Source organism: Sulfuriflexus mobilis (assembly GCF_003967195.1).
Lineage (GTDB): Bacteria > Pseudomonadota > Gammaproteobacteria > AKS1 > AKS1 > Sulfuriflexus > Sulfuriflexus mobilis.
In genome coordinates this window covers 2,817,479-2,837,240 of sequence record NZ_AP018725.1, presented here as the reverse complement: position 1 = coordinate 2,837,240, position 19,762 = coordinate 2,817,479, and the positions used below count along the sequence as shown (strand labels likewise).

Here is a 19,762-nt window from a genome sequence, read left to right as displayed (position 1 = left end):
AACGTGTATATCGTCACCGGCGGTGCCGGCTTTATCGGCAGTAACATTGTTAAGGCGTTGAATCGACGCGGCATCAAAGACATCATCGTCGTCGATGACCTCAGTGACGGCACCAAGTTTGTCAATATCGCCGATTGCGACATCCTCGATTATTTCGACAAGGACGACTTCATCTCTCGTGCCGGTGATGGCGATAACTTCGGTGCGAAGATCAAGGGCGTCTTCCACGAGGGTGCCTGTTCCTCGACCACCGAGTGGGACGGCCGCTTCGTCATGCTCAACAACTACGAATACTCCAAGCGCCTGCTGCACTACTGCATGCTGCAGAACTGCCCGTTCATTTATGCCTCATCGGCCTCGGTGTATGGCGGGGGTAGCGTCTTCGTCGAAGAGCGCGCCAACGAGGCGCCGCTGAACATGTACGGCTATTCCAAGTTTCAGTTTGATCAATACGTGCGCCATCACCTGCCCAGCGCCCGCATCCAGATCGCCGGCTTCCGTTACTTCAATGTCTACGGCCCGCGTGAGCAGCACAAAGACACCATGTCGAGCGTCGCCTTCCACCTGAACACACAAATCCATAAAGGCGAAAACCCGAAGTTGTTCGAAGGCACCGACGGTTTTGGCAACGGCGGCCAGCAACGTGACTTTATCTATATCGATGATGTCGTCGATGTGAACCTGTGGTTTCTCGATAACCCGCAGGCGAAAGGCATCTTTAACGTCGGCACCGGTCGTGCGCAAAGCTTCCGCGAAGTGGCCGAGGCGGTCATCAAGTTTCACGGCAAGGGTCAGATCGAATACATCCCCTTCCCCGATCACCTCAGGGGGCGTTACCAGAGCTTCACCCAGGCCGACATCAGCAAGCTGCGCGCCGCCGGTTACGACAAACCCTTCAAGACGGTCGAGCAAGGTGTCACTGCCTATATGGAAATCCTGAATGCGGGCGAAAAATAAAAATTTAACGCAGAGGTGCAAAGCTACGAGGCTCGCAAAGAAAAATATCAATACTCTGCGTCCTTTGCGTCTCTGCGCCTTTGCGTTGGGCTTTAACGATTAAATAAAAACATGGCTCGTTATCTATACAGTGCTGTCCTCTACCTTATTTCCCCGCTGTTCATCGTTTACCTGCTGTGGCGCAGTCGGCGTGCGCCGGCCTACCGTGAGCGCTGGGCGGAACGTTTTGGTTTCTACGAACTGAAACCGGAAAAACCGCCCATCTGGGTCCATGCCGTATCGGTCGGCGAGGCACAGGCCGCCGTCCCGCTCATCGATAAACTGCGCGAACGTTATCCCGGACACCCGGTGCTGGTCACCACCACCACGCCCACGGGCTCGGCACGTGTGCGTGAGGCCCTCGGTGACGAGGTCATGCACGTCTATGCCCCCTACGACCTGCCCGGCGCCGTCGGGCGTTTCCTCAACCGTATGCAGCCGGTCATGGCCATCATCATGGAGACCGAGATCTGGCCGAACATCTTTTATCACTGCGCACAGCGCAAGATCCCGACCATGCTCGCCAACGCGCGTATGTCGGCCCGCTCGGCGGCCGGTTACCGTAAGCTTGGCAAGTTCATGCAGGGCGTTATGGGCAGCATTGATGTTGTCGCCGCACAGTCTCAGGATGACGCCGCGCGCCTGATCAGCCTTGGCGTCAAACCCGCGCACATGCACATCATCGGCAGCGTGAAGTTCGATGTCTATATTCCCGCCAGCCTGAAGGAACAGGCCGAGGTGCTGCGTCGCGACTGGGGTGTGGGCCGCAGCATCTGGATAGCGGCGAGCACCCGCCAGGGTGAAGAGGAGTCCGTCCTCGATGCCTATGCCCAGGTCAAACATGCCCAGCCCGATGCCCTGCTGGTGCTGGTGCCACGCCACCCGGAACGTTTTGATGGTGTCGCCAGCCTGTGTGAGAAGCGCGGCTTTAACCTGGTGCGCCGTAGCGAACACCGCGGCTGTGACAGCGACACCGATATCTATCTCGGCGACAGCATGGGCGAGTTGCCGCTGTTTTATGCCGCCTCCGATGTCGCCTTCATCGGCGGCAGTCTGGTCCCGGCCGGCGGGCAAAACCCGATCGAGGCCGCCGCACTCGGCCTGCCGATTATCATTGGCCCGAGTTTTTATAACTTCACCGAGGTCGGTCGCATGCTGCGCGAAGACGAGGCCGTGTGCGTGGTGAAAGACAGCGAGCAACTCGCGGCAATGGTCCTGGATTGTTTCCGTGACCCCAACCTGCGTCACCAGCGTGGCGAGAATGCCAGGGGCGTTGTCGAGCGCAACCGCGGCGCGATGGAAAAACTCTTAAAACTAATTGATCAAACCGGCTTAAGCCAAAATCAGCAATTGCCCTGAACCTTCGGGACGAAGGTTAGGGTACTCACAATTGCCTTGACCCTCCGGTACGGTGGGTAAGGTATGCATGATGAACCCATAGGGTTCTATTGCCTTGACCCTCCGGTACGGTGGGTAAGGTATGCATGATGAACCCATAGGGTTCTATGCTGTAAGCCCGAAGGGATTCTGTGAGCCAGAAATCATCGATCTATTTAAGCCAGCCATTAATCGCTTCAACATCGGTCTGCGCCAGTGAACCGGCGGCCTGCTTCAGGCGGAAGGTGTTCAACAGGTAGTCATAACGCGAACGTGAGTAGTCGCGCTGGGCACGGAACAGTTCGCGTTGGCTTAACAACACATCAACGATGGTGCGTGTGCCAACTTCAAAACCGGTCTGGGTGGCCTCCAGGGCCTTTTCATTCGAGAGCACGGCCTGCTTCAGGGCCTTGACGCGGCTGATGCCGGCGAGCACACCGAGGTAGGCATCGCGCGTCTGGCGCTTGACGCTGCGGCGGGTCTGCTCGAGGCGATGGCGAGCCTCTTCCGAACGGTAATGCGCCTCGCGGGTCCGCGAGTTTACCGCACCACCGGCAAACAGCGGCACATTCAGTTGCAGGGCCAGGGTTTCCGAATCGACCTCGCGCCCGGTAATGCTGTGCGATAAGGAGTTGGATTGTGTCGCAACAAGATCCAGGGTCGGGTAATGGCCGGCGCGCTGGCGGTTGATCTCTTCCCTGGCGGCCGTGGCGGAAAACTCGGCGGCACGCAGCGAGAGGTTTTGATCGCGGGCCTGTGTCACCCAGGCGTCGATATTGTATGGCTCCGGGTTCAGCAGCGGGATCTCCTCGCGTAACACCTGCAAGGCCTCGTCATACTGGCCGGTGATCTCCTGCAGGGCCTCACGGGTATTCGCCAAGGTGTTTTCGGCAACGATCTCCTGCGCCACGGTCAGGTCGTACTGTGCCTGCGCCTCGTGCACATCGGTGATGGCAATAAGCCCCACCTCGAAGCGTTGCTTGGCCTGCTCCAGCTGGCGCGCGGTGGCCTCTTTCTCGGCGCGGGCAAACTCGAGGGTATCCTGCGCGGCCAGCACATCGAAATAGGCGGTGGCGACGCGCACGATCAACTCCTGCCTGGCCGCCGCATAGTCGGCCTCGGCCTGGGCGACGGTGGCATCGGCCTGGCGCAGGCCCACCCAGTAGTCGTGATGGTAAATCGGCTGGGTCAGGGTCAGGTTGTAACCATTTGAGTTATATTCCTCACTGTTATTCGGAAAGAAGCTACTCTGCGTGGTCTCAACGTCATTGGCGGTGGTATTCGCCGACAGGTTCAGCGACGGCAACAACAGCGCCAGACTCTGTGGCCCGGCCTCACCGAGGGCCCCGCGTGCGGCCTCGGCGGCCCGCAGTTGCGGGTCGCTCTCCAGCGCCTGGCGGTAGGCATCCGTGAGCCCGCCGGCCAAGACGGCGGCCGGGGCGCATAAACTCAATGTCAGGGTCAGCAGGCGAACAGTCTTCATGGTCTCATCCATTTGTATAATATTTTATATCTATTCTAATAAGGACATCAGTAAACCGCCATCTCCGGGTCCACATCTCGCGCCCAGGCATCGACGCCACCGGCAAGGTTAATGATATGGCTAAAACCGGCGTGTTCCAGTTGCATGCCGACGTGGCGGCTGCGAATGCCATGGTGACAGATCACCACGGTTTCGCGCTGCGGGTCAAGCTCCGGCAGCCGGGCGGCCAGCTGGTTCATCGGCACCAGCACCGAGCCCTCGATGTGGCAGCGCTCGAATTCCCACGGCTCGCGCACGTCGAGCAGCAGCGGGGCCTCTTCCTTATCGTTCAGGTATTGCTGTAATTGACTGGCGCTGAAGTTTTGCATCGTGGTTCCATCCGGCCGCACAGTGCGGCGGACAGATTATAAGCGGAATAGCGGTATCAATCAGCCAAAGATAAATTAAAAGGCGAAGTGCTGCGGCTGGGTGGCGTTCAGCAGCGCGGGGATCTCGGTTTCAAACAGGCTCTCGTAGTGCCATTCGTGGTCACTCGTGCGTGTGATCAGCAGGGCCTGCATGGCATGGCCCTCGCCGGTGATCACAAACAGGCGGCCACCAACCTTAAGGCTCTGCTGGAACCGTTCTTCCAGTACCGGCAGCGAACCGGTAATGGCAATGACGTCGTAGGGGGCATGGGCCCCCCAGCCGTGGGCGGCATCGCCGACCTCGAGCGTGACGTTGCGGATGTGCTGGGCGGCGAGCTTGTCTTTGGCGCTGGCGCTCAGGGCGGGGATGATCTCAACACTGTGCACATGGCGGGCCAGTTTGGCCAGCAGGGCGGTGACATAGCCACTGCCGGTACCGATCTCGAGCACGGTCTCGGTGGGCTGCACGTTCAGGGCCTGCAACATTTTACCTTCGACGATCGGTGTCATCATCACCGGGCAATCCCCCTCGAAATGGCCAAGCGGGATCATGGTATCGGTGTAGGCCAGTTTCTGGCAGGGTTCGCAAACAAAGGCATCGCGCGGCACGCTTTCCATCAGCTCCAGCACGTGGTCGTCGATGACGTCACACGGGCGGACCTGCTGCACGACCATGTTGTGACGGGCCAGTTCGAGGTCAGGATTCTGCATTGTTCTATTCCCCATCCTTATTTCTACGCCGCAAGAGAGTAACAGGTTGCCCCCGGCAGGCAAGCACCCCGGCACAGGTATCCTTTATGGGTGCATATGATGGATTTGGACGTGGTTTGGACTTACCCCTGCAGGGCATAAGTCTATTATTTATAGGCATTTTTCTCCTTGTAGTGGTGGACGGGGCAGGCTTCCGGTAGAATCAGACCATTGGCTAGGGGTGCCCCGGTAGTGAAGGGGGGCTGAGAATGAACCTTATATATTCATACCCTTGGAACCTGACCTGATTAACATCAGCGTAGGGAAGCTGGTCCGGAACACTCTGACCCCCTGCGCGCAAGGCCTCCCCGAGGGGGCAAGGAAAACAGCATGAGCGCAATCCCCGAAGAGTTTATTAAAAAGACCGCCCAACTGTCTGAAGACATCACCCGGCCGTTTCCCAACTCGAAAAAGATCTATGTCGAAGGCTCGCGCCCGGACATCCGCGTGCCCATGCGCGAGGTCACGACCCTGCCGACGCAGACCGCCAACGGTAAAGAGGCCAACCTGCCGATCACCATCTACGACACTTCCGGTCCCTACACGGATCCCGAAGCAGATATAAATCTGCTTCGAGGCCTGCCGCCGATGCGCGCCGGCTGGATCGAAGAGCGCAATGACACCGAACTGCTCGACGGCCCCAGCTCCGCCTTTGGCACCGAGCGCGCCAACGACCCGGCCACCAAGCATTTACGCTTCGAGCACATCAAGACCCCGCGCCGCGCCAAGGCCGGCAAGAACGTCACGCAAATGCATTACGCGCGCCAGGGCATCATCACCCCGGAGATGGAATTCATCGCCATCCGCGAGAACAACAAGCTGATTGAGATGCGCGCCGACCCGGCCTACGAACCCCTGCTGCGCCAGCACAAGGGCGAGAACTTCGGTGCCAGCATCCCGGACGTGATCACACCCGAGTTCGTGCGCAGTGAAATCGCCTGTGGCCGCGCCATCATCCCGGCCAACATCAACCACCCGGAAATCGAGCCGATGATCATCGGCCGTAACTTCCTCGTTAAGGTCAACACCAACATCGGTAACTCGGCGGTCAGCTCGTCGATTGAGGAAGAGGTCGAGAAGATGGTCTGGTCGGCCCGCTGGGGCGGCGACACCCTCATGGACCTCTCCACCGGCAAGAACATCCACGAGACCCGCGAATGGATCCTGCGTAACTCACCCATGCCCATCGGCACCGTGCCGATCTACCAGGCACTGGAAAAGGTCAACGGCGTCGCCGAAGACCTGACCTGGGAGATCTTCCGCGATACATTAATAGAGCAGGCCGAGCAGGGCGTCGACTACTTCACCATCCACGCCGGCGTGCTGCTGCGCTATGTGCCCATGACCGCCAACCGCGTCACCGGCATCGTCAGCCGTGGCGGCAGCATCATGGCCAAGTGGTGCCTGAGCCATCACACCGAAAGCTTCCTCTACACGCACTTTGAAGACATCTGCGAGATCATGAAGGCCTACGACGTGTCGTTCTCGCTCGGTGACGGTCTGCGCCCCGGCTCCATTGCCGACGCCAACGACGAGGCCCAGTTTGCCGAACTCGAGACCCTCGGTGAGCTGACGAAGATTGCGTGGGAGCACGACGTGCAGGTCATGATCGAGGGCCCCGGCCACGTGCCGCTGCAGATGATCAAGGAGAACATGGATAAAGAGCTGCAGGACTGCCACGAGGCACCGTTCTATACCCTTGGCCCGCTGACCACCGACATCGCCCCGGGTTACGACCACATCACCTCCGGCATCGGTGCCGCCAACATCGGCTGGTACGGCTGTGCCATGCTCTGTTACGTGACACCGAAGGAACACCTCGGCCTGCCCAACAAGGCCGATGTCCGAGACGGCATCATCACCTACAAGCTCGCCGCCCACGCCGCCGACCTGGCCAAGGGCTTCCCCGGTGCACAGGTTCGGGATAATGCCCTGTCCAAGGCGCGCTTCGAGTTCCGTTGGGAAGACCAGTTCAACCTGGGGCTGGACCCGGAACGCGCCCGCGAATACCACGACGAAACCATGCCTAAAGAGGCGCACAAGGTCGCGCACTTTTGTTCCATGTGTGGGCCTAAGTTCTGTTCGATGAAGATTAGCCAGGAAGTGCGGGACTATGCGGCGCAGCAGGGAGCGAAAGTGGAGGTTGCTATTGAGGTTGGGATGAAGGAAAAAGCGAAGGAATTTACTGAGACAGGCAGTGAGATTTATAAGAAAGCGTAGACCTTACTTTGTAAGTAAATGCTGACAAAGCCCGCGAAAGCGGGCTTTTTTATTGGTTTAGCTAGGTGTAACCAACTGAAATTAATGAATTAAGCTTATTTATACAGAATTATAGAACATGAGAAAGTAGGTTTGACAAATGCTCATAAACCTATAGTATTTACAGGTAACCAATAATAATTATGGGTGCGAGGGTTTGGTGAGAAAGGTCGTAAAATTTGGAATGACCCAGCGTAGAGCATTGCAACTCATTCGAACTGCTGCACAGGAAACAGATCGTGTTGAGTGGTCGAGTCACGCAAAAAAAAGAATGCGGCAGCGTAAAGTGTCGATGACACAAGTGCTACGTGTTCTTAAGACCGGTGGAATACTTGAAGGGCCATACGAAGATATAAAGACTGGTCACTGGAAGTGTAGGCTTGAGCAATTTACAGCTGGTGACAATGTCAATGTAGTGGTAGCTATAGAAAGAAATGAAGATTCAACACCTATTATCATAGTGACCGCTATGGAATAGCAGTAAAAAGTAATGTAATTAAATATAACAAAGATAATTAGTTGTAGTAACACAGGTTTGATTAAGGAGAAAAGCGATGAGTGCAAAACCTTTGCATTATCGGGAGTGTGGCTTACGAAATATTTACCTTAAAAATGGTTTTAAGATACGTAAAACTCCGTATGGTGAAACTGTAGCTATAGAGAACCTGTTAGATCTGCATCATGCGATCGCATGTGATTTGATTCATTATAAACCTAAACTTACAGGTACAGAATTTAGATTCTTGCGTAAAGAAATAGATATGTCCCAAAAACGGTTAGCTGAATTAATGGGCACAAAAGAGCAAACATTATCTCTATGGGAGCGTAAAGGGATTGTTCCTCAATGGGCTGATCGTTTTGTTCGTAAGGTATATCTAGAAGTGCATGGTGGAAATGAAACTATTATTGAATTGGTCGATAGACTTAATAATTTGGATCGTAAAGAAGCAGCCAAAAAACGCACATTTCAAAAGAGCCATTCAAAATGGCGACCAAATAAAGCAGCATAAGTATATATTAAGTCTATATTCATATTTTTTAGTTTATGAAATAATCAATCAAAGGGGTTAGGTTGACTTACCCTAGTTTAACGGACACTCAGAAAAGGCTTAGTGGACTTGAAATGGTAATATATTGACGAATCAAATGATCTGACCCCTTGATTCACAGAGTCCACAGTCGTCTGAAAAGACCTGTTTTTTGCTTTTGTATAAGTACAAAAATGCATTGAAGCATGTCCTGTAGCTGTATTGTAGGGGTGTGCATTTCCTAAGGGGGCATTAAGCAGCTTTTAGTTCTGAAAACTGCAGTCCAGACTATGAATAATGATAACCCTCCACCTGACGTAGATATAAAATCTGCAAATTCTCAGATAGAGGACGCCAATCCTCTTCGTGAGCTGACTGGCGACTCTCGTCGACAGGCTGTCGACTCCATAGACGGGATAATTTATCAGGCTTGGTGGTCAATCGACGCTTGGCTCAGGCTGAGGGATGGAGAAGAGGTTATTTATCTGGAGGGGGCGGAAGATTTTGACGTTGTCAGTACTGGCTCAGCAAAGGCAGTACAGGTAAAAAGACACAAAGGCTCAATCTCCCTTGGGAATGCTAAAGCTCTTGAGGCGCTGGAGAATTACTGGTCCCTAGCAAGCAAAGAACCTACTCGCCGGGTATCGTTCCAATTCCTGACAACCAGTTCGGTTGCTGCTGAGAAGGACGGAAATTTTAACGGCGGCAAGGGTATTGATTTGTGGAGAGCGGCACAAACAAGCCTCGATATAACAACCAAAATAGCCAACTATCTCTCAACAAAGCTCAAAGAGGGTAGTCCGCTCAAAACTTTTTTGGCTACCGAGAAACCCGAAGCTATACAGGAGCAGCTTATACGGAGGTTTTTCTGGTTCACAGAGCAGCCAGACACTGATGCGGTTATCAGGAGTGTGGATGACCGCATCGCTGTGATTCTAAGTTCTCGTAGTCGACCGTTAAGCCTCGTCCAGAGTGTTAAGAAGTATTTGGAATCAAGGTTCTGGCAGGTTATTCGGGAGAGGGATTCCAGCAAAAGATACCTGACTTTTGGGGATGCGCTGCGTCAGATTGAAGAGGCAACTACAGTGTACTTGCCTGTTCCTGCTGAAAAGGTGGCGGACGTTATCGCTGGCGGCGCCTCAGGCGAAGCGCTTCTTGAGTTGTTGGTCGACAAGCTCCCCAAGTTACCCGAACCCCTTTTGTTAAGACCTGTCCTGACTAACCAGCTACAAGAGCTAATTAATCTTCGTAAAGTAGTGCTTCTTACGGGGACTGTGTACAAGGGCAAGACCACGTTAGCGCAGCTGGTATCTTCAGTCCTATGTCCGGATGCGTGGTGGATTGCTTTAAGCGGGCGAAAACCAAGCGAGGTAGACAGCCTGTTTATGGCGATTGCGCGAAGAATTGATGAAGACGCCTGCTCTAGCTTGATTGTTATTGATGACTTGGATTTGAGTCCTGTCGCACATCGTGCATACAAAGATTCGCTTGAGCTCATATTGCATAGGGCCAACATAACTGGGCGCGGCATTATCCTTACTGCGCAAGGGGCGTCAAGCGATTCAGCGGCAATTCATGACTTCAGTAATATTGAGCTTTTTTATGTGCCGGAGATGGATGCAGAAGAGGTGAAAGCATTGTGTATCCAGCAAGGCTGCCCAGTGAAATTTGCGCATAAGTGGAGTGCTCTTGTAACGGCTTCGACCGGGGGGCATCCGAAACTTGTTCAAGTCAGATTGAGTGAACTTTCCTCGGAAGGATGGCCTGCGCCGAGCGTAGACAGTATAACCGCCCAGTCAACGGCTGTAACTTCAGTGCGGCAGTTAGCAAGGCAATTACTCAGGGATACTGTGACAGAGCCGGTTGCGGAGTTTATTTATTTGTTATCAGAAAGCTCGGTGCTTATGCATAGAAAGGTTGCGCTCAAACTGGCTGAGGGAATAAGCAAGATAGCAAACGGCGGCGATGTTATTGATGGATTGGCTGGCAAATGGATTGAGTGCATAGAATCTGAGTGGTACCGGGTGACGGCCTTGTTGAAAGGGGTCTCGGCTGATGTTTGGACTGAAGAGAGGAGGAAGAAAGCTCATATTGATATCTATAGTGCATTGCTATCAAAACACACGCTTGACCCATCCGAAGTTGCGGCGCTATTTTTTCATGCATATATGGGTGGAGAGCCATCACTGGTTGCGAATACGGCAATAAAATTACAAACATCAGAAGAAAATGATGCCGTAAATGAAGTTGAGCGTCACCTTTTATGGCTGCCTTTTGTCGCAATTGACGCTGGCGAAACGTTTGCAAGCACTGAAATAGCTAATGTGATTATTAGAAGCCTGCAATTTAGTGTGGCATGCACTTTGGATGCAGACAGTATTCCGCAAGTGTGCGCTCGCTGGAAGGAAGATGTTGAAAAAATATCAAAACCCGAGGCAAGGATGGTTAACGAGGTGTTGATGTGGATGTCTGTGATTGCGAAGGATAATTCAAAAATACCGCTCAAAATGCGCTTGGACGCCATAAGCGGGTTATTGAGATCGCCTTCTAAATTACCCGATGAATTGTCAGATATTCTTCCGGATATTGGTAAAGGTTTTTTCGGCGTCACTGACTTAGATGGACTGCCCAAAAGCGGAACGACGGCACAAGTTGGATTGATTGGTGCAATTCATTCTGTAACAGGCATGGAAAGTCTTAATGAGTTGCTGCACTGGTTAAAAAGTGAGGCAACCACTGAAATTAAACAGCAGTTCGATCAGATGCTGGAATGGCCTCTTGTGCAGAATGTTGGTGCATTCGTTCAAACAGCGTGGGTGGCAACTCACGAGGAAACAAGCGACTGGGAGCCTTGGCTTGAAGTGCTTGACCGTCTAGACGATTATTCAAGAGGTGAGTCTTCCTGCAATCTGGGGAGGGAGGTAGCAAAATCAAGGGCCATAATTCTGACGGAGTATCTTGAGCAAAGCGATGCCGCGCTTGTGGCGCTCAAAGAGGCTGAAGAAGAGTATGGGTCGTCGGCTGTGCTTATGGAGCAGCGGGCCAATGTTTTATTTCACGTCGAAGATGATAAGTCTGTGCTTGAGATTTGGCGTGAATTATTCAACAACCCTGACACCAAAGAAACACTTGACCCATTTGCGTTTCGGCGGGCAGCAATGAGCGCCGCGCGATTAGGCCTGTGGGGTGAAGCAAGACAGATATTTTCCGCTGGGGCTGACTCGATTCAGCCAGGTACTTATGAGTTTACCAAGTTCGGGCTGAGAGTGGATGCCGCCCATTCCATGCTTAAAGAGGGAGATAGCGTTTCTGCCGCAAAGTTGCTAGCAGAAACAGTTTTGTTCTTGCCTGATGAAGTCTTCAGTCAGGAGGTTGAGCGGTGGGATGCGGTACACCGTGTTGCTGTTGATGTATGCAAAGCAATTGAGAATAGCATTTGGAAGAGAGGCAAAGATGATGCTTTTATAGAGGTTGGTTATGCAAGCTCGCCAGACTTAAAAGTCCTTAGCGTGGAAGATGGACTGGAAGCGCGTCGTGAATTTATTTGCGCACAAGTTATTCTCGTTTTGTCCACCATGGCGCCTGAGGCAGCAAAGTACAAGGCAGAATTGGACAGGCTTAAAGGGTCTAGGTACCGCGCCGTTCGCTGGGTTTCGGCAGAAGCGCAACTTGCTTTGTCTTTCGCTCTTGGCGCCGGAGAGGGTTTTGTAGAGGCTATATTGAGCTATGTACAAGCTCAACGCCTCATACAAGAAGATTCCAGTCATTTATTTCTGGAGCCTGATAATGGTCCAGAGTCTGGGCCGCTAGTAGAGCCAGACTATTGGTTTGGATTGTTGTGCGCTGGATTGGTATGTGCTGGTCTAGACGTACAAGCAAAGCTGGGTATATGGGCGGAGGATAGCAGGCGACTCCTTGGTGATGGCGCCGACCTAACGAACAATATCAGGTTATTCAGTGAGGGTTATTCGCAGCCTGAGATTCTGTATGATGCGAGTGCAGATCGGTGTAAACGCTGTGGTGCTGCGGTGCAATTGTTGTCGGATGAGTTGAAACCTGAGCAAGCGCTAGAGCTGCAGGCGTTTTTGGTTTCAGGGATGGTCTCTGATGGAAGTTTTTTGCTGCAGCAGTTATTCAACCACCATGTTGCCCATTGTTTATCAGATTCCTGGCGTATTTATGCGGAGAGCGGCTCTAATTTTTATTCTCCCAGAACATCAGTACCCGCACTGCTGAGTGGGGTGGATGAAGTTGAGAAAGGTGGCGGCACACTGAAGAGCTTACTTGTTCCCGCCGCGAAAGCTTTGAGGCGGGAAATTGGAGAATTCATGGAACGGGTATTATAAGTTGCAAAACAATAAAAGGGGTCGGTGACAAATACATCTCATTCTCATTTGCCAACGAATAAAAATAAAAGGGGACGGAGGGATTAAAAAATGAACAGTTATACTAATTGGTCAAAAAATAATCCCTCCGTCCCCTTTAACTGAATCGCGATCTGCCCCTGTTTTTCAATCAATAGCAAAACAATATATCAACCCGGCGCCGCCCGTGCTTTCGAGCGCCTTCTGGCTACAGCCCCTGCTGAAATGTGAGAAGTTCCAGGATTTTGCCCAATTATCCTCTGTCGGGCCGGTTTTATCATGATGCCCGACCGCCGCGGCACCTTCTTCGTTGCTCGACCAGTTCTTGCAGGTGAAGATCACATGGGGCGAAAACGCGGTGCCATCTGGACGAGTGGAACAACGGGGTCAGGTCTTGCTTTTTGCCTTTCAATCAAGGGGTCAGAGTACTTGAAAAAACTCACGCTTAGAATCAATGCAATAAGTGGGGTCAGAGCACAGTTTTCTCTAAAAGAACAACGAAAGAACAACGGGGTCAGGTCTTGCTTTTTGCCTTTCTGTTCTAATTACAAAATATTTGGAGAAATAACGGGAGAAATAACGGGGTCCTAATTACAAAATATTTGGAGAAATAACGGGAGAAATACAAAATATTTGGAGAAATAACGGGAGAAATACAAAATATTTGGAGAAATAACGGGAGAAATAACGGGGTCAGGTCTTGTCTTTTGCCTTTTCAGAAATAAAAGGGGTCAGTGACAAATGATTCTCATTTACATTAGTATGATGCCTCAATAATTAAGCCGTAACAGTGATAAATAGGGTCAGACTCGAAATTAAAGGGGTCTGACCCCTTTAATCTGGGAAAAAAACAAAGGGGTCGCCCGAAAGCAAGGGGTGCTAGTGGTCAAAATTAAATGACCAGAACAAGCAAAGCGAGTTCAGGAAATACTTGATGAAGCCCGAAGGGATTCTAAGTCACTCCGACCCCTTTAAATCGGACTAATAAAAGGGGACGGAGGGATTAAAAAATGAGCAGCCGTAGCAATAATAAAAGGGGTCAGTACCCTTTAATCTTACTTCCCACTAGCATTAAATGGATTACCTCTTTAGCCCTCTGACCCGTTGAGCCCTGCGTCAACTTAATTCCTGTTAATTAGGCCGCTACGCAACAGCAATCTTAAAATCACTTACATTATAAGATTGAGCTATGACATTTTGTTTTATTGTGGTTGATGAAGTGCGGGGGTTATAAAGTACTTGCTTGATCTGCTTCCCTGCCGATTTTAGATAAGACTCCACCGCAAGATTGTGAGGTTTGTTCCCCCAATCTTCGCCAATCACGAAAATATCAACATTCAGTTCTTTGCAACCAGACACATATTCAAGTTCGTCGTAGGGGCGCACAATATCAACACAGCTCAAAGCTCTCAGCATTTCCATTCGTTGCTGAAGAGGAATAACAGGCACATTAGGCTTGTAAGAATTTACAACACGATCTGACGCAACGCCTACGGCCACAACACTACCTAGTGATTTACAGTACTCCAGTAAAGCAAGGTGTCCTACATGCAATAAATCAAAAGTACCTACGGTATATACAATCATGCGCTTACTTCCTCGAAGAAATAATTATCAGTGCCGTTTTTAATCGACCGTTTTACCAGTGCCGATACCGGCTACCAAAGCTTCCAGGCATAAATGAACGTTATTCCAAGCGTATAAAACGCAAGCAAAAAAACATTTCGTGGATTGCCAGAAAATTTGGGTGTTTTAATTTGAGATACATTGAGTGCGGCCAGCCCCAGAGCACTGACATAGAGGACCATTGAGAAAACCCCACCGGGAAGAACACTTTCTAAAAGGAATATAAGAACCAGTACGATGTTGTTGTTATCCAGTGCCAGCCCAGTGTATTTGGACTCATCAGACAAACCGAAAGTACTGAAGTAACTTAAGCGTATCGCACTGGCAGCAAGTACAATGAAAGCGATTGGCAGAAATATTGGGTCGAACTTTCCATAACTAAGCAAAAGAATCGCGGGAGTAACGCCATAGCTCACAATGTCTATGAGTAGATCGAGTTGGCCACCAAAAATTCGGTCACTACCGGTGCGGCCCTTCATTCTTCGCGCAACCAGACCATCGGCCCAGTCAAAGGCAACGGCCCATATCATGCCAATCATTGCTGCGTAGTAAACGCCAAGAATGCTGAAATAGATCGCCAATATTGTGCAGGCCAAGCCGGCAAGTGAACACAAATTAGGGAGATCTTTCACATAGGAAATAATGGCGGGTTGTAACTCTTGGGCTTTTTCGTTGCTGGTGGTCATGGCGCTCCTAAAAGGCATAAATACAAATCAAGGACGCACCTGTATCACGCTGGAGATATAACGCGCGCACCTCGCTGCTCAAATGAACAGACTTACGCTAAAATTTGGTCGTTCTCATTAAGCTTGAGAAGCGCAAACAGGGGGTGCTATGAATAGGCTCTATTCGCTTGCAAGCAAACAGGGTCGCAATAAGGAGGATAGAGGCATGTTGGCCAGTAGGCTCGATACAGAGAAATATTAACAGTGTAATTATACGCTCTATTTAGTCAGGCGCACAGCTGTTTAATTTTTTATTTGTATCGTCTTGTATAGCCAATGGTTTCTTGCCAGTTAGAAGCGCTTTTTGCGATATTATTAAAAGGTACTGATCCTTTTATTCCATTGTTGAACACGCTATTGTCACATTATCTGCATACTCTGTGTCTATTGGTCGGGACTGTGTGCACGTTGATACCAGATCCAAAGATCATAAGCCTAAATGTTGTTTATTGGGCACAATTCACCTGCTTAGGGAAATGGATATACTCGAAACGAAAATGAATCTACTACACATCTCAGATATGCATTTTGGCCCTCGTCACTGGCTCGGAAAAAGTGAATTGTTGTTGGAGAAATTGAACAGCTATGAGGCCGACATTGTAATCAACACAGGCGATAATACAACGGATGCTCTCGAAAATGAATTTGAAGCCGCAGGGAATTTTTTGAAGTCAATTGATTGCCAACACGTCGTTTCTATTCCCGGAAATCATGACAAACGAAATATGCGCTGTGCTGACTATTTTCGACAGTATATCGACGACATAGAAGTCATTCGCCCATTAAATCGTGACAATTGTAGAAAGAATAATATTTTTCTTGATGGAAATACCAATGGCATAAAGGAAGATTTTACTGACATCAATTTTATTAAAAACATCACGGTCAATGGTGAGTCAGTCCTGATAGTATGCCTCGATACCTGTTCACTCTATGAAGACAACGGTTTTGTGGATCAAGAAATGTTGAGAACACTTTCTCATGCAATTAATAAAGATAGTTACGATAGAATAATGCTTCTAAATCATCATTCTATCCTGGATACTGATTCAGACCCTCTTTTCAATTCCAGAACCGTTGTCGAGTTCGTAAGAGAGAATCATATAGAACACGTTTTCAGTGGCCATACTCATCAATTGTCAATAATGAGATCAACCGACCTGTATCATAAACACACATTCACTCAATATAAGAATGGATCGCTATCAAGCGTCAATACTCTCAACGATACAAATATGTTTCTGTATTATAAAAACTTTGGCACCGAAGCAATGGATATACATGTAGTTAGAGCTATTGTTGAAAATGAATGCCTGAAGTTTGAAGAAGAAATAATTACCACTTGCCAGTATTAAAGGGGCCAGACCTCTTAACCTCACTGTTACTGTTAATCTCCAAATTAAAGGGGTCGGAGTGATTTTAACATAAGTGGGGTCAGAGCACAGTTTTCTCTAATATAAGGAATAAATGAATAGATGGGGTCAGGTCTTGCCTTTTGCAGGAAAAATAAAAGGGTCAGAGTGATTAAAATTTAATCACTCTGACCCTTTTACTATAAGTAGATAAGGGTAAGGTTAAACTTATAGTAATTCCAAGTCTTCTATTATTGAATTAATCCCAGTCTGGGCGCACTTTTCATCATCTTTACCATCCGGTGCTCCACTGACACCGATACCACCATAGATCTCACCACCTGCCTGGATAGGTAAACCACCGGCACCAAACATTATGTTATCCATGTGCGCCAGTGAGCTACCAGCCTGCCTTTGCAACGCGGATGTGGCCGCGATAAACATGGCCGCCGTATAGGCCTTTTTCATGCTGACCTCTGCTGTGAGGATAGGCGCCAGCACATCACGTAACATGACCTGTGGCTGACCATTGCGGTCGACGACGGTTACCCCTACCTGTATTCCTTTCTGACGGCATGCATTAATTGCACCCTGTGCCATTTTCAACGCATATTCCATGGTCAGGCGTTTGGTTGAAATCACCGGGCTTTGCTCCGCAAACAGCTGGCTGCTGAATATACCCAGGCATAAAAGAACGAGTACTCTCATTGTTGCCTCCTCATGTGTTTATCAGGCGATGTGCTTATTGTGAACCCATTTTAATCAAATAAAAGGTGTCATAGCACAGTTTTCTCTAAAGCATTAAAGGGGTCGGAGTGACTTAGAACCCTCTTCGGGCTTCGTCAAGCATTTCCTGAACTCGCTTTGCTTGTTCTGGTCATTTAAATTTAACTAATTAAAGGAGTTAGAGCCATTTAAAATAATTGTTCTCTGACTACGCTTAACGCATAAGCTGGTTTAATCATTCATTCCGGTTTTTATCATATCGTACTTTTATAACCTTTGTGGCTGTGCATATGCACAGTCCTGACTACCGCATTGATGGCTACACGCTGTGGATATAGACCTTCCATGTCAGCGATGGACGCTGCAAGATTCAGGTCATAGCGCTATTTCAAACGACAGGGAAAATGTCATGTGTGTAATTTTCAGAAATCAATACGGTGGGACACGTTATAAAGGCGCAAGAGAGAATGGAAAGGTAGGCGGAAAGTGGCATGTTAAAACTTAGCCAAAGCCAGAAAAAGGTTCTCCTTTTTTCGCCAGTGCATATTTTTTACTTTTGTCTGCCTGTTGCTTAGTACCGCTTCGGCAGTATATGCGGCCGAGTCCGAAGACATTGTAAAATACTGAAAAATGTCATGGTTTCGCAGTGTGAAAATATCAGAGCCGCGACAGCTATTATTAAAAATCTAATTTTTTGTGTGGAATACTAAGATGGGCAATAGAACGGAAAATCAAGACTAGACTAATACGCAGTTAACTTCGAACTGGAACATAGATGCCCGATAACAACCAGAACAAACGCCATGTTTGTAAGGAGGATTGAATGTTCAAACGCATCTTATTTGCAATTCCCATAGTACTGACCATGCCAGGCACCCTGAGTGCCGATTCTTATAAGGCGCCGGAGGATGTGCTGAAAGGGCTCATCGAGAAAGTTGACTCGAAGTACCTCACCCAAAGTGAACAGAACCTCATGATGATGGCCGACAATCCGGCCTACTGGACTGCGGAGGACGGGGAAGCGCTGTTCTACCTAAAGCGCGGACCCAACAATGCCTCTCTGGAGACCTGTGACTTCGGCAAAGGTCCCGGCGTGCTGGAAGGCGCTTACGTCGAGATGCCCCGCTATTTCGAGGACACCGGCAAGGTCATGGATCTGGAGACCCGTTTGGTGCATTGCATGACCACCATTCAGGGTTTCCCCAAGGACGACCCGGCGGTCAAGAAGCGCCACGGCTCAGGCTCGGACATGATGAAGCTGCAGACCTTCATCGCCGGCAAGTCCAGCGGTTATCCGTGGAATCCGCCGCTCAATCATCCGGTGGAAAAGACCATGCGTGACGCCGGCAAAGTACTCTTCTATCGCCGTGCCGGTAACATGGATTTCAGTTGCAATACCTGCCACGGTGCCACCAACAAGCGTATCCGTGCCTCGGTTTTGCCGAACATCAACGTGCCCGAAGAATGGACCAAGGCGATTTCCTGGCCTGCCTTCCGGGTGGGACACGACAACGTGCGCAGCAGCCAGCATCGCGTACGTGGCTGTTACTGGCAGATGCGTCAGGGGCGGGTCGAGGCCGGTTCCGATGCCTCCATCGCGCTAATCCTGTATTGGACCGATGCCGCGCGAGGCCAGCCGGCCATCCTTCCCGATATGAAACGCTAATCGCGAACGCATAAGGAGACTGACATATGTTTACTCACAAGATTCTTACTACCGCGGGCGGCCTGGCCGTACTTGGACTGTTCGGTTTGTTCGCCGGTGATTCGGTGGCGGAAGACGCCAGCGCAGCAGACTACTCTGCGATGACACCGCAGGAGTTGGCCGATCACCTGATTATCGAAAAAGCAGGCTTCCGCTTGAACGAAAAGGCACAAGAAGGCGGCACGACCCAGGACCGTCTGACTCAGGACGGAATTCAGAAGGCGTGCTCGGCGCTGGGGAAGCGCAGCATCGACAGCACTACCGCGAGCAAGGTGACCAGCATTGCCCGGGAATCGATCAAACTGCCGGAAGGCGGCATCAAGCTGGGTGACTGGAGCAAGGGTGAAGCAGTGGCACGTTCCGGTTACGGTTTCCGTATTGGCCACCGCAATGACAACCACAGCAAACGCAACCCCGGCGGTAACTGCTATGCCTGCCATGCCCTGGCTCCCGATGAATTCACCTACGGCACGCTGGGTCCTAGCCTTACCGGCTACGGCAAGCAACGTGGTAACAGCGATGCCATCCTCAAGTACACCTACGAGGTCATCTACAACGCCCACACCTACTTCCCGTGCACCGCCATGCCGAGGTTCGGCCACAACGGTGTACTGACCCAGCAGCAGATCAGCGACGTCATGGCCTATCTGCTGGATCCGAAATCGCCGGTCAATAAGTAGAAACAGACGCCCGGATAACGGTATTCAATAATAAATGGGATCAGAGCACACTTAGAATCTCTAAAGAGCTTCATTATTTCTCAAAGAACCCTATCGGGTTACACCATAGAACCTATTCAGGTTCATTATGGATACCTCACCCATTTCCAATGGGTCGAGGCAATTATGAGTACCCTACACTTGCAGTGTCAGGGCAACTTCCTGAACCAGAGGTTCTGGGCGCACTTTTCTCTAATATAGAATAAAAGGCAATAAAAGGGATCAGTACCATTTATTGCTTCAAT

Annotated in this window: 15 protein-coding genes and 1 riboswitch; of the genes, 9 read left to right on the top strand and 6 right to left on the bottom strand. The window is 50.5% G+C overall.

The window, feature by feature from the left end; all coding sequences use genetic code 11:
* Positions 1-3 precede the first annotated feature (3 nt).
* Both rfaD and waaA read left to right on the top strand, forming a co-directional pair.
* Positions 4-957, top strand: a complete 954-nt coding sequence (gene rfaD, locus EL386_RS14210; protein ID WP_126456884.1) for an ADP-glyceromanno-heptose 6-epimerase — start codon at positions 4-6, stop codon at positions 955-957.
* Between the two features lie 111 nt (positions 958-1,068).
* Complete coding sequence (gene waaA / locus EL386_RS14205) at positions 1,069-2,355, top strand: lipid IV(A) 3-deoxy-D-manno-octulosonic acid transferase (RefSeq protein ID WP_126456883.1); 1,287 nt, start codon at positions 1,069-1,071, stop codon at positions 2,353-2,355.
* A gap of 190 nt (positions 2,356-2,545) precedes the next feature.
* Here the strand turns inward: waaA and EL386_RS14200 are convergent, their stop codons facing one another.
* The 3 genes from EL386_RS14200 to EL386_RS14190 all read right to left on the bottom strand — a co-directional run bounded on the left by EL386_RS14200 (position 2,546) and on the right by EL386_RS14190 (position 4,974).
* On the bottom strand, positions 2,546-3,856 hold the full coding sequence (locus EL386_RS14200) for a TolC family outer membrane protein (RefSeq protein WP_126456882.1): 1,311 nt from the start codon (positions 3,854-3,856) through the stop codon (positions 2,546-2,548).
* A gap of 47 nt (positions 3,857-3,903) precedes the next feature.
* Positions 3,904-4,224, bottom strand: a complete 321-nt coding sequence (locus EL386_RS14195) for a rhodanese-like domain-containing protein (RefSeq protein ID WP_126456881.1) — start codon at positions 4,222-4,224, stop codon at positions 3,904-3,906.
* Positions 4,225-4,299: 75 nt separating this feature from the next.
* Positions 4,300-4,974, bottom strand: coding sequence for a protein-L-isoaspartate O-methyltransferase family protein (locus EL386_RS14190; protein ID WP_126456880.1), 675 nt, complete (start codon positions 4,972-4,974; stop codon positions 4,300-4,302).
* A 206-nt stretch (positions 4,975-5,180) separates the two neighbouring features.
* Positions 5,181-5,296: riboswitch (TPP riboswitch) on the top strand.
* 47 nt (positions 5,297-5,343) lie between these two features.
* Here EL386_RS14190 and thiC point away from each other — a divergent pair.
* From thiC to EL386_RS14170, 4 genes are all read left to right on the top strand, one after another.
* Complete coding sequence (gene thiC / locus EL386_RS14185) at positions 5,344-7,233, top strand: phosphomethylpyrimidine synthase ThiC (protein WP_126456879.1); 1,890 nt, start codon at positions 5,344-5,346, stop codon at positions 7,231-7,233.
* Positions 7,234-7,456: 223 nt separating this feature from the next.
* The gene (locus EL386_RS15960) at positions 7,457-7,750 is read left to right on the top strand and encodes a DUF4258 domain-containing protein (protein WP_126456878.1); all 294 of its coding nucleotides are present in this window, start codon (positions 7,457-7,459) and stop codon (positions 7,748-7,750) included.
* Between the two features lie 76 nt (positions 7,751-7,826).
* A complete protein-coding gene (locus EL386_RS14175) occupies positions 7,827-8,282 on the top strand; it encodes a helix-turn-helix domain-containing protein (RefSeq protein ID WP_126456877.1) in 456 nt (151 codons plus the stop codon).
* A gap of 308 nt (positions 8,283-8,590) precedes the next feature.
* Entirely contained in the window at positions 8,591-12,646 is a 4,056-nt protein-coding gene (locus EL386_RS14170; RefSeq protein WP_126456876.1) for a hypothetical protein, read from the top strand.
* 1,161 nt (positions 12,647-13,807) lie between these two features.
* Here EL386_RS14170 and EL386_RS14165 read toward each other — a convergent pair.
* A complete protein-coding gene (locus tag EL386_RS14165) occupies positions 13,808-14,251 on the bottom strand; it encodes an FAD synthase family protein (protein ID WP_126456875.1) in 444 nt (147 codons plus the stop codon).
* 71 nt (positions 14,252-14,322) lie between these two features.
* Positions 14,323-14,976 (bottom strand): CDP-alcohol phosphatidyltransferase family protein, encoded by a 654-nt coding sequence (locus EL386_RS14160; RefSeq protein WP_126456874.1) that lies wholly within the window; start codon positions 14,974-14,976, stop codon positions 14,323-14,325.
* A gap of 515 nt (positions 14,977-15,491) precedes the next feature.
* Between EL386_RS14160 and EL386_RS14155 the strand changes: the two genes are divergently transcribed.
* Positions 15,492-16,370, top strand: a complete 879-nt coding sequence (locus tag EL386_RS14155) for a metallophosphoesterase family protein (protein WP_197722107.1) — start codon at positions 15,492-15,494, stop codon at positions 16,368-16,370.
* Positions 16,371-16,595: 225 nt separating this feature from the next.
* On the opposite strand, the gene EL386_RS14150 is transcribed toward EL386_RS14155, so the two are convergent.
* Complete coding sequence (locus tag EL386_RS14150; protein WP_126456873.1) at positions 16,596-17,075, bottom strand: GlcG/HbpS family heme-binding protein; 480 nt, start codon at positions 17,073-17,075, stop codon at positions 16,596-16,598.
* A gap of 841 nt (positions 17,076-17,916) precedes the next feature.
* Here EL386_RS14150 and soxA point away from each other — a divergent pair.
* Together soxA and soxX are read left to right on the top strand one after the other, a co-directional pair.
* On the top strand, positions 17,917-18,759 hold the full coding sequence (gene soxA, locus EL386_RS14145; RefSeq protein WP_126456872.1) for a sulfur oxidation c-type cytochrome SoxA: 843 nt from the start codon (positions 17,917-17,919) through the stop codon (positions 18,757-18,759).
* Between the two features lie 26 nt (positions 18,760-18,785).
* Complete coding sequence (soxX, locus tag EL386_RS14140) at positions 18,786-19,478, top strand: sulfur oxidation c-type cytochrome SoxX (RefSeq protein WP_126456871.1); 693 nt, start codon at positions 18,786-18,788, stop codon at positions 19,476-19,478.
* The last annotated feature ends 284 nt before the right edge of the window (positions 19,479-19,762 follow it).

Coding starts and splice junctions, on each gene's coding strand:
- waaA (WP_126456883.1), top strand. CDS start 1,069: ATGGCTCGTTATCTATACAGTGCTGTCCTCTACCTTATTTCCCCGCTG.
- EL386_RS14200 (WP_126456882.1), bottom strand. CDS start 3,856: ATGAAGACTGTTCGCCTGCTGACCCTGACATTGAGTTTATGCGCCCCG.
- EL386_RS14195 (WP_126456881.1), bottom strand. CDS start 4,224: ATGCAAAACTTCAGCGCCAGTCAATTACAGCAATACCTGAACGATAAG.
- EL386_RS14190 (WP_126456880.1), bottom strand. CDS start 4,974: ATGCAGAATCCTGACCTCGAACTGGCCCGTCACAACATGGTCGTGCAG.
- thiC (WP_126456879.1), top strand. CDS start 5,344: ATGAGCGCAATCCCCGAAGAGTTTATTAAAAAGACCGCCCAACTGTCT.
- EL386_RS15960 (WP_126456878.1), top strand. CDS start 7,457: ATGACCCAGCGTAGAGCATTGCAACTCATTCGAACTGCTGCACAGGAA.
- EL386_RS14175 (WP_126456877.1), top strand. CDS start 7,827: ATGAGTGCAAAACCTTTGCATTATCGGGAGTGTGGCTTACGAAATATT.
- EL386_RS14170 (WP_126456876.1), top strand. CDS start 8,591: ATGAATAATGATAACCCTCCACCTGACGTAGATATAAAATCTGCAAAT.
- EL386_RS14165 (WP_126456875.1), bottom strand. CDS start 14,251: ATGATTGTATATACCGTAGGTACTTTTGATTTATTGCATGTAGGACAC.
- EL386_RS14160 (WP_126456874.1), bottom strand. CDS start 14,976: ATGACCACCAGCAACGAAAAAGCCCAAGAGTTACAACCCGCCATTATT.
- EL386_RS14155 (WP_197722107.1), top strand. CDS start 15,492: ATGGATATACTCGAAACGAAAATGAATCTACTACACATCTCAGATATG.
- EL386_RS14150 (WP_126456873.1), bottom strand. CDS start 17,075: ATGAGAGTACTCGTTCTTTTATGCCTGGGTATATTCAGCAGCCAGCTG.
- soxA (WP_126456872.1), top strand. CDS start 17,917: ATGTTCAAACGCATCTTATTTGCAATTCCCATAGTACTGACCATGCCA.
- soxX (WP_126456871.1), top strand. CDS start 18,786: ATGTTTACTCACAAGATTCTTACTACCGCGGGCGGCCTGGCCGTACTT.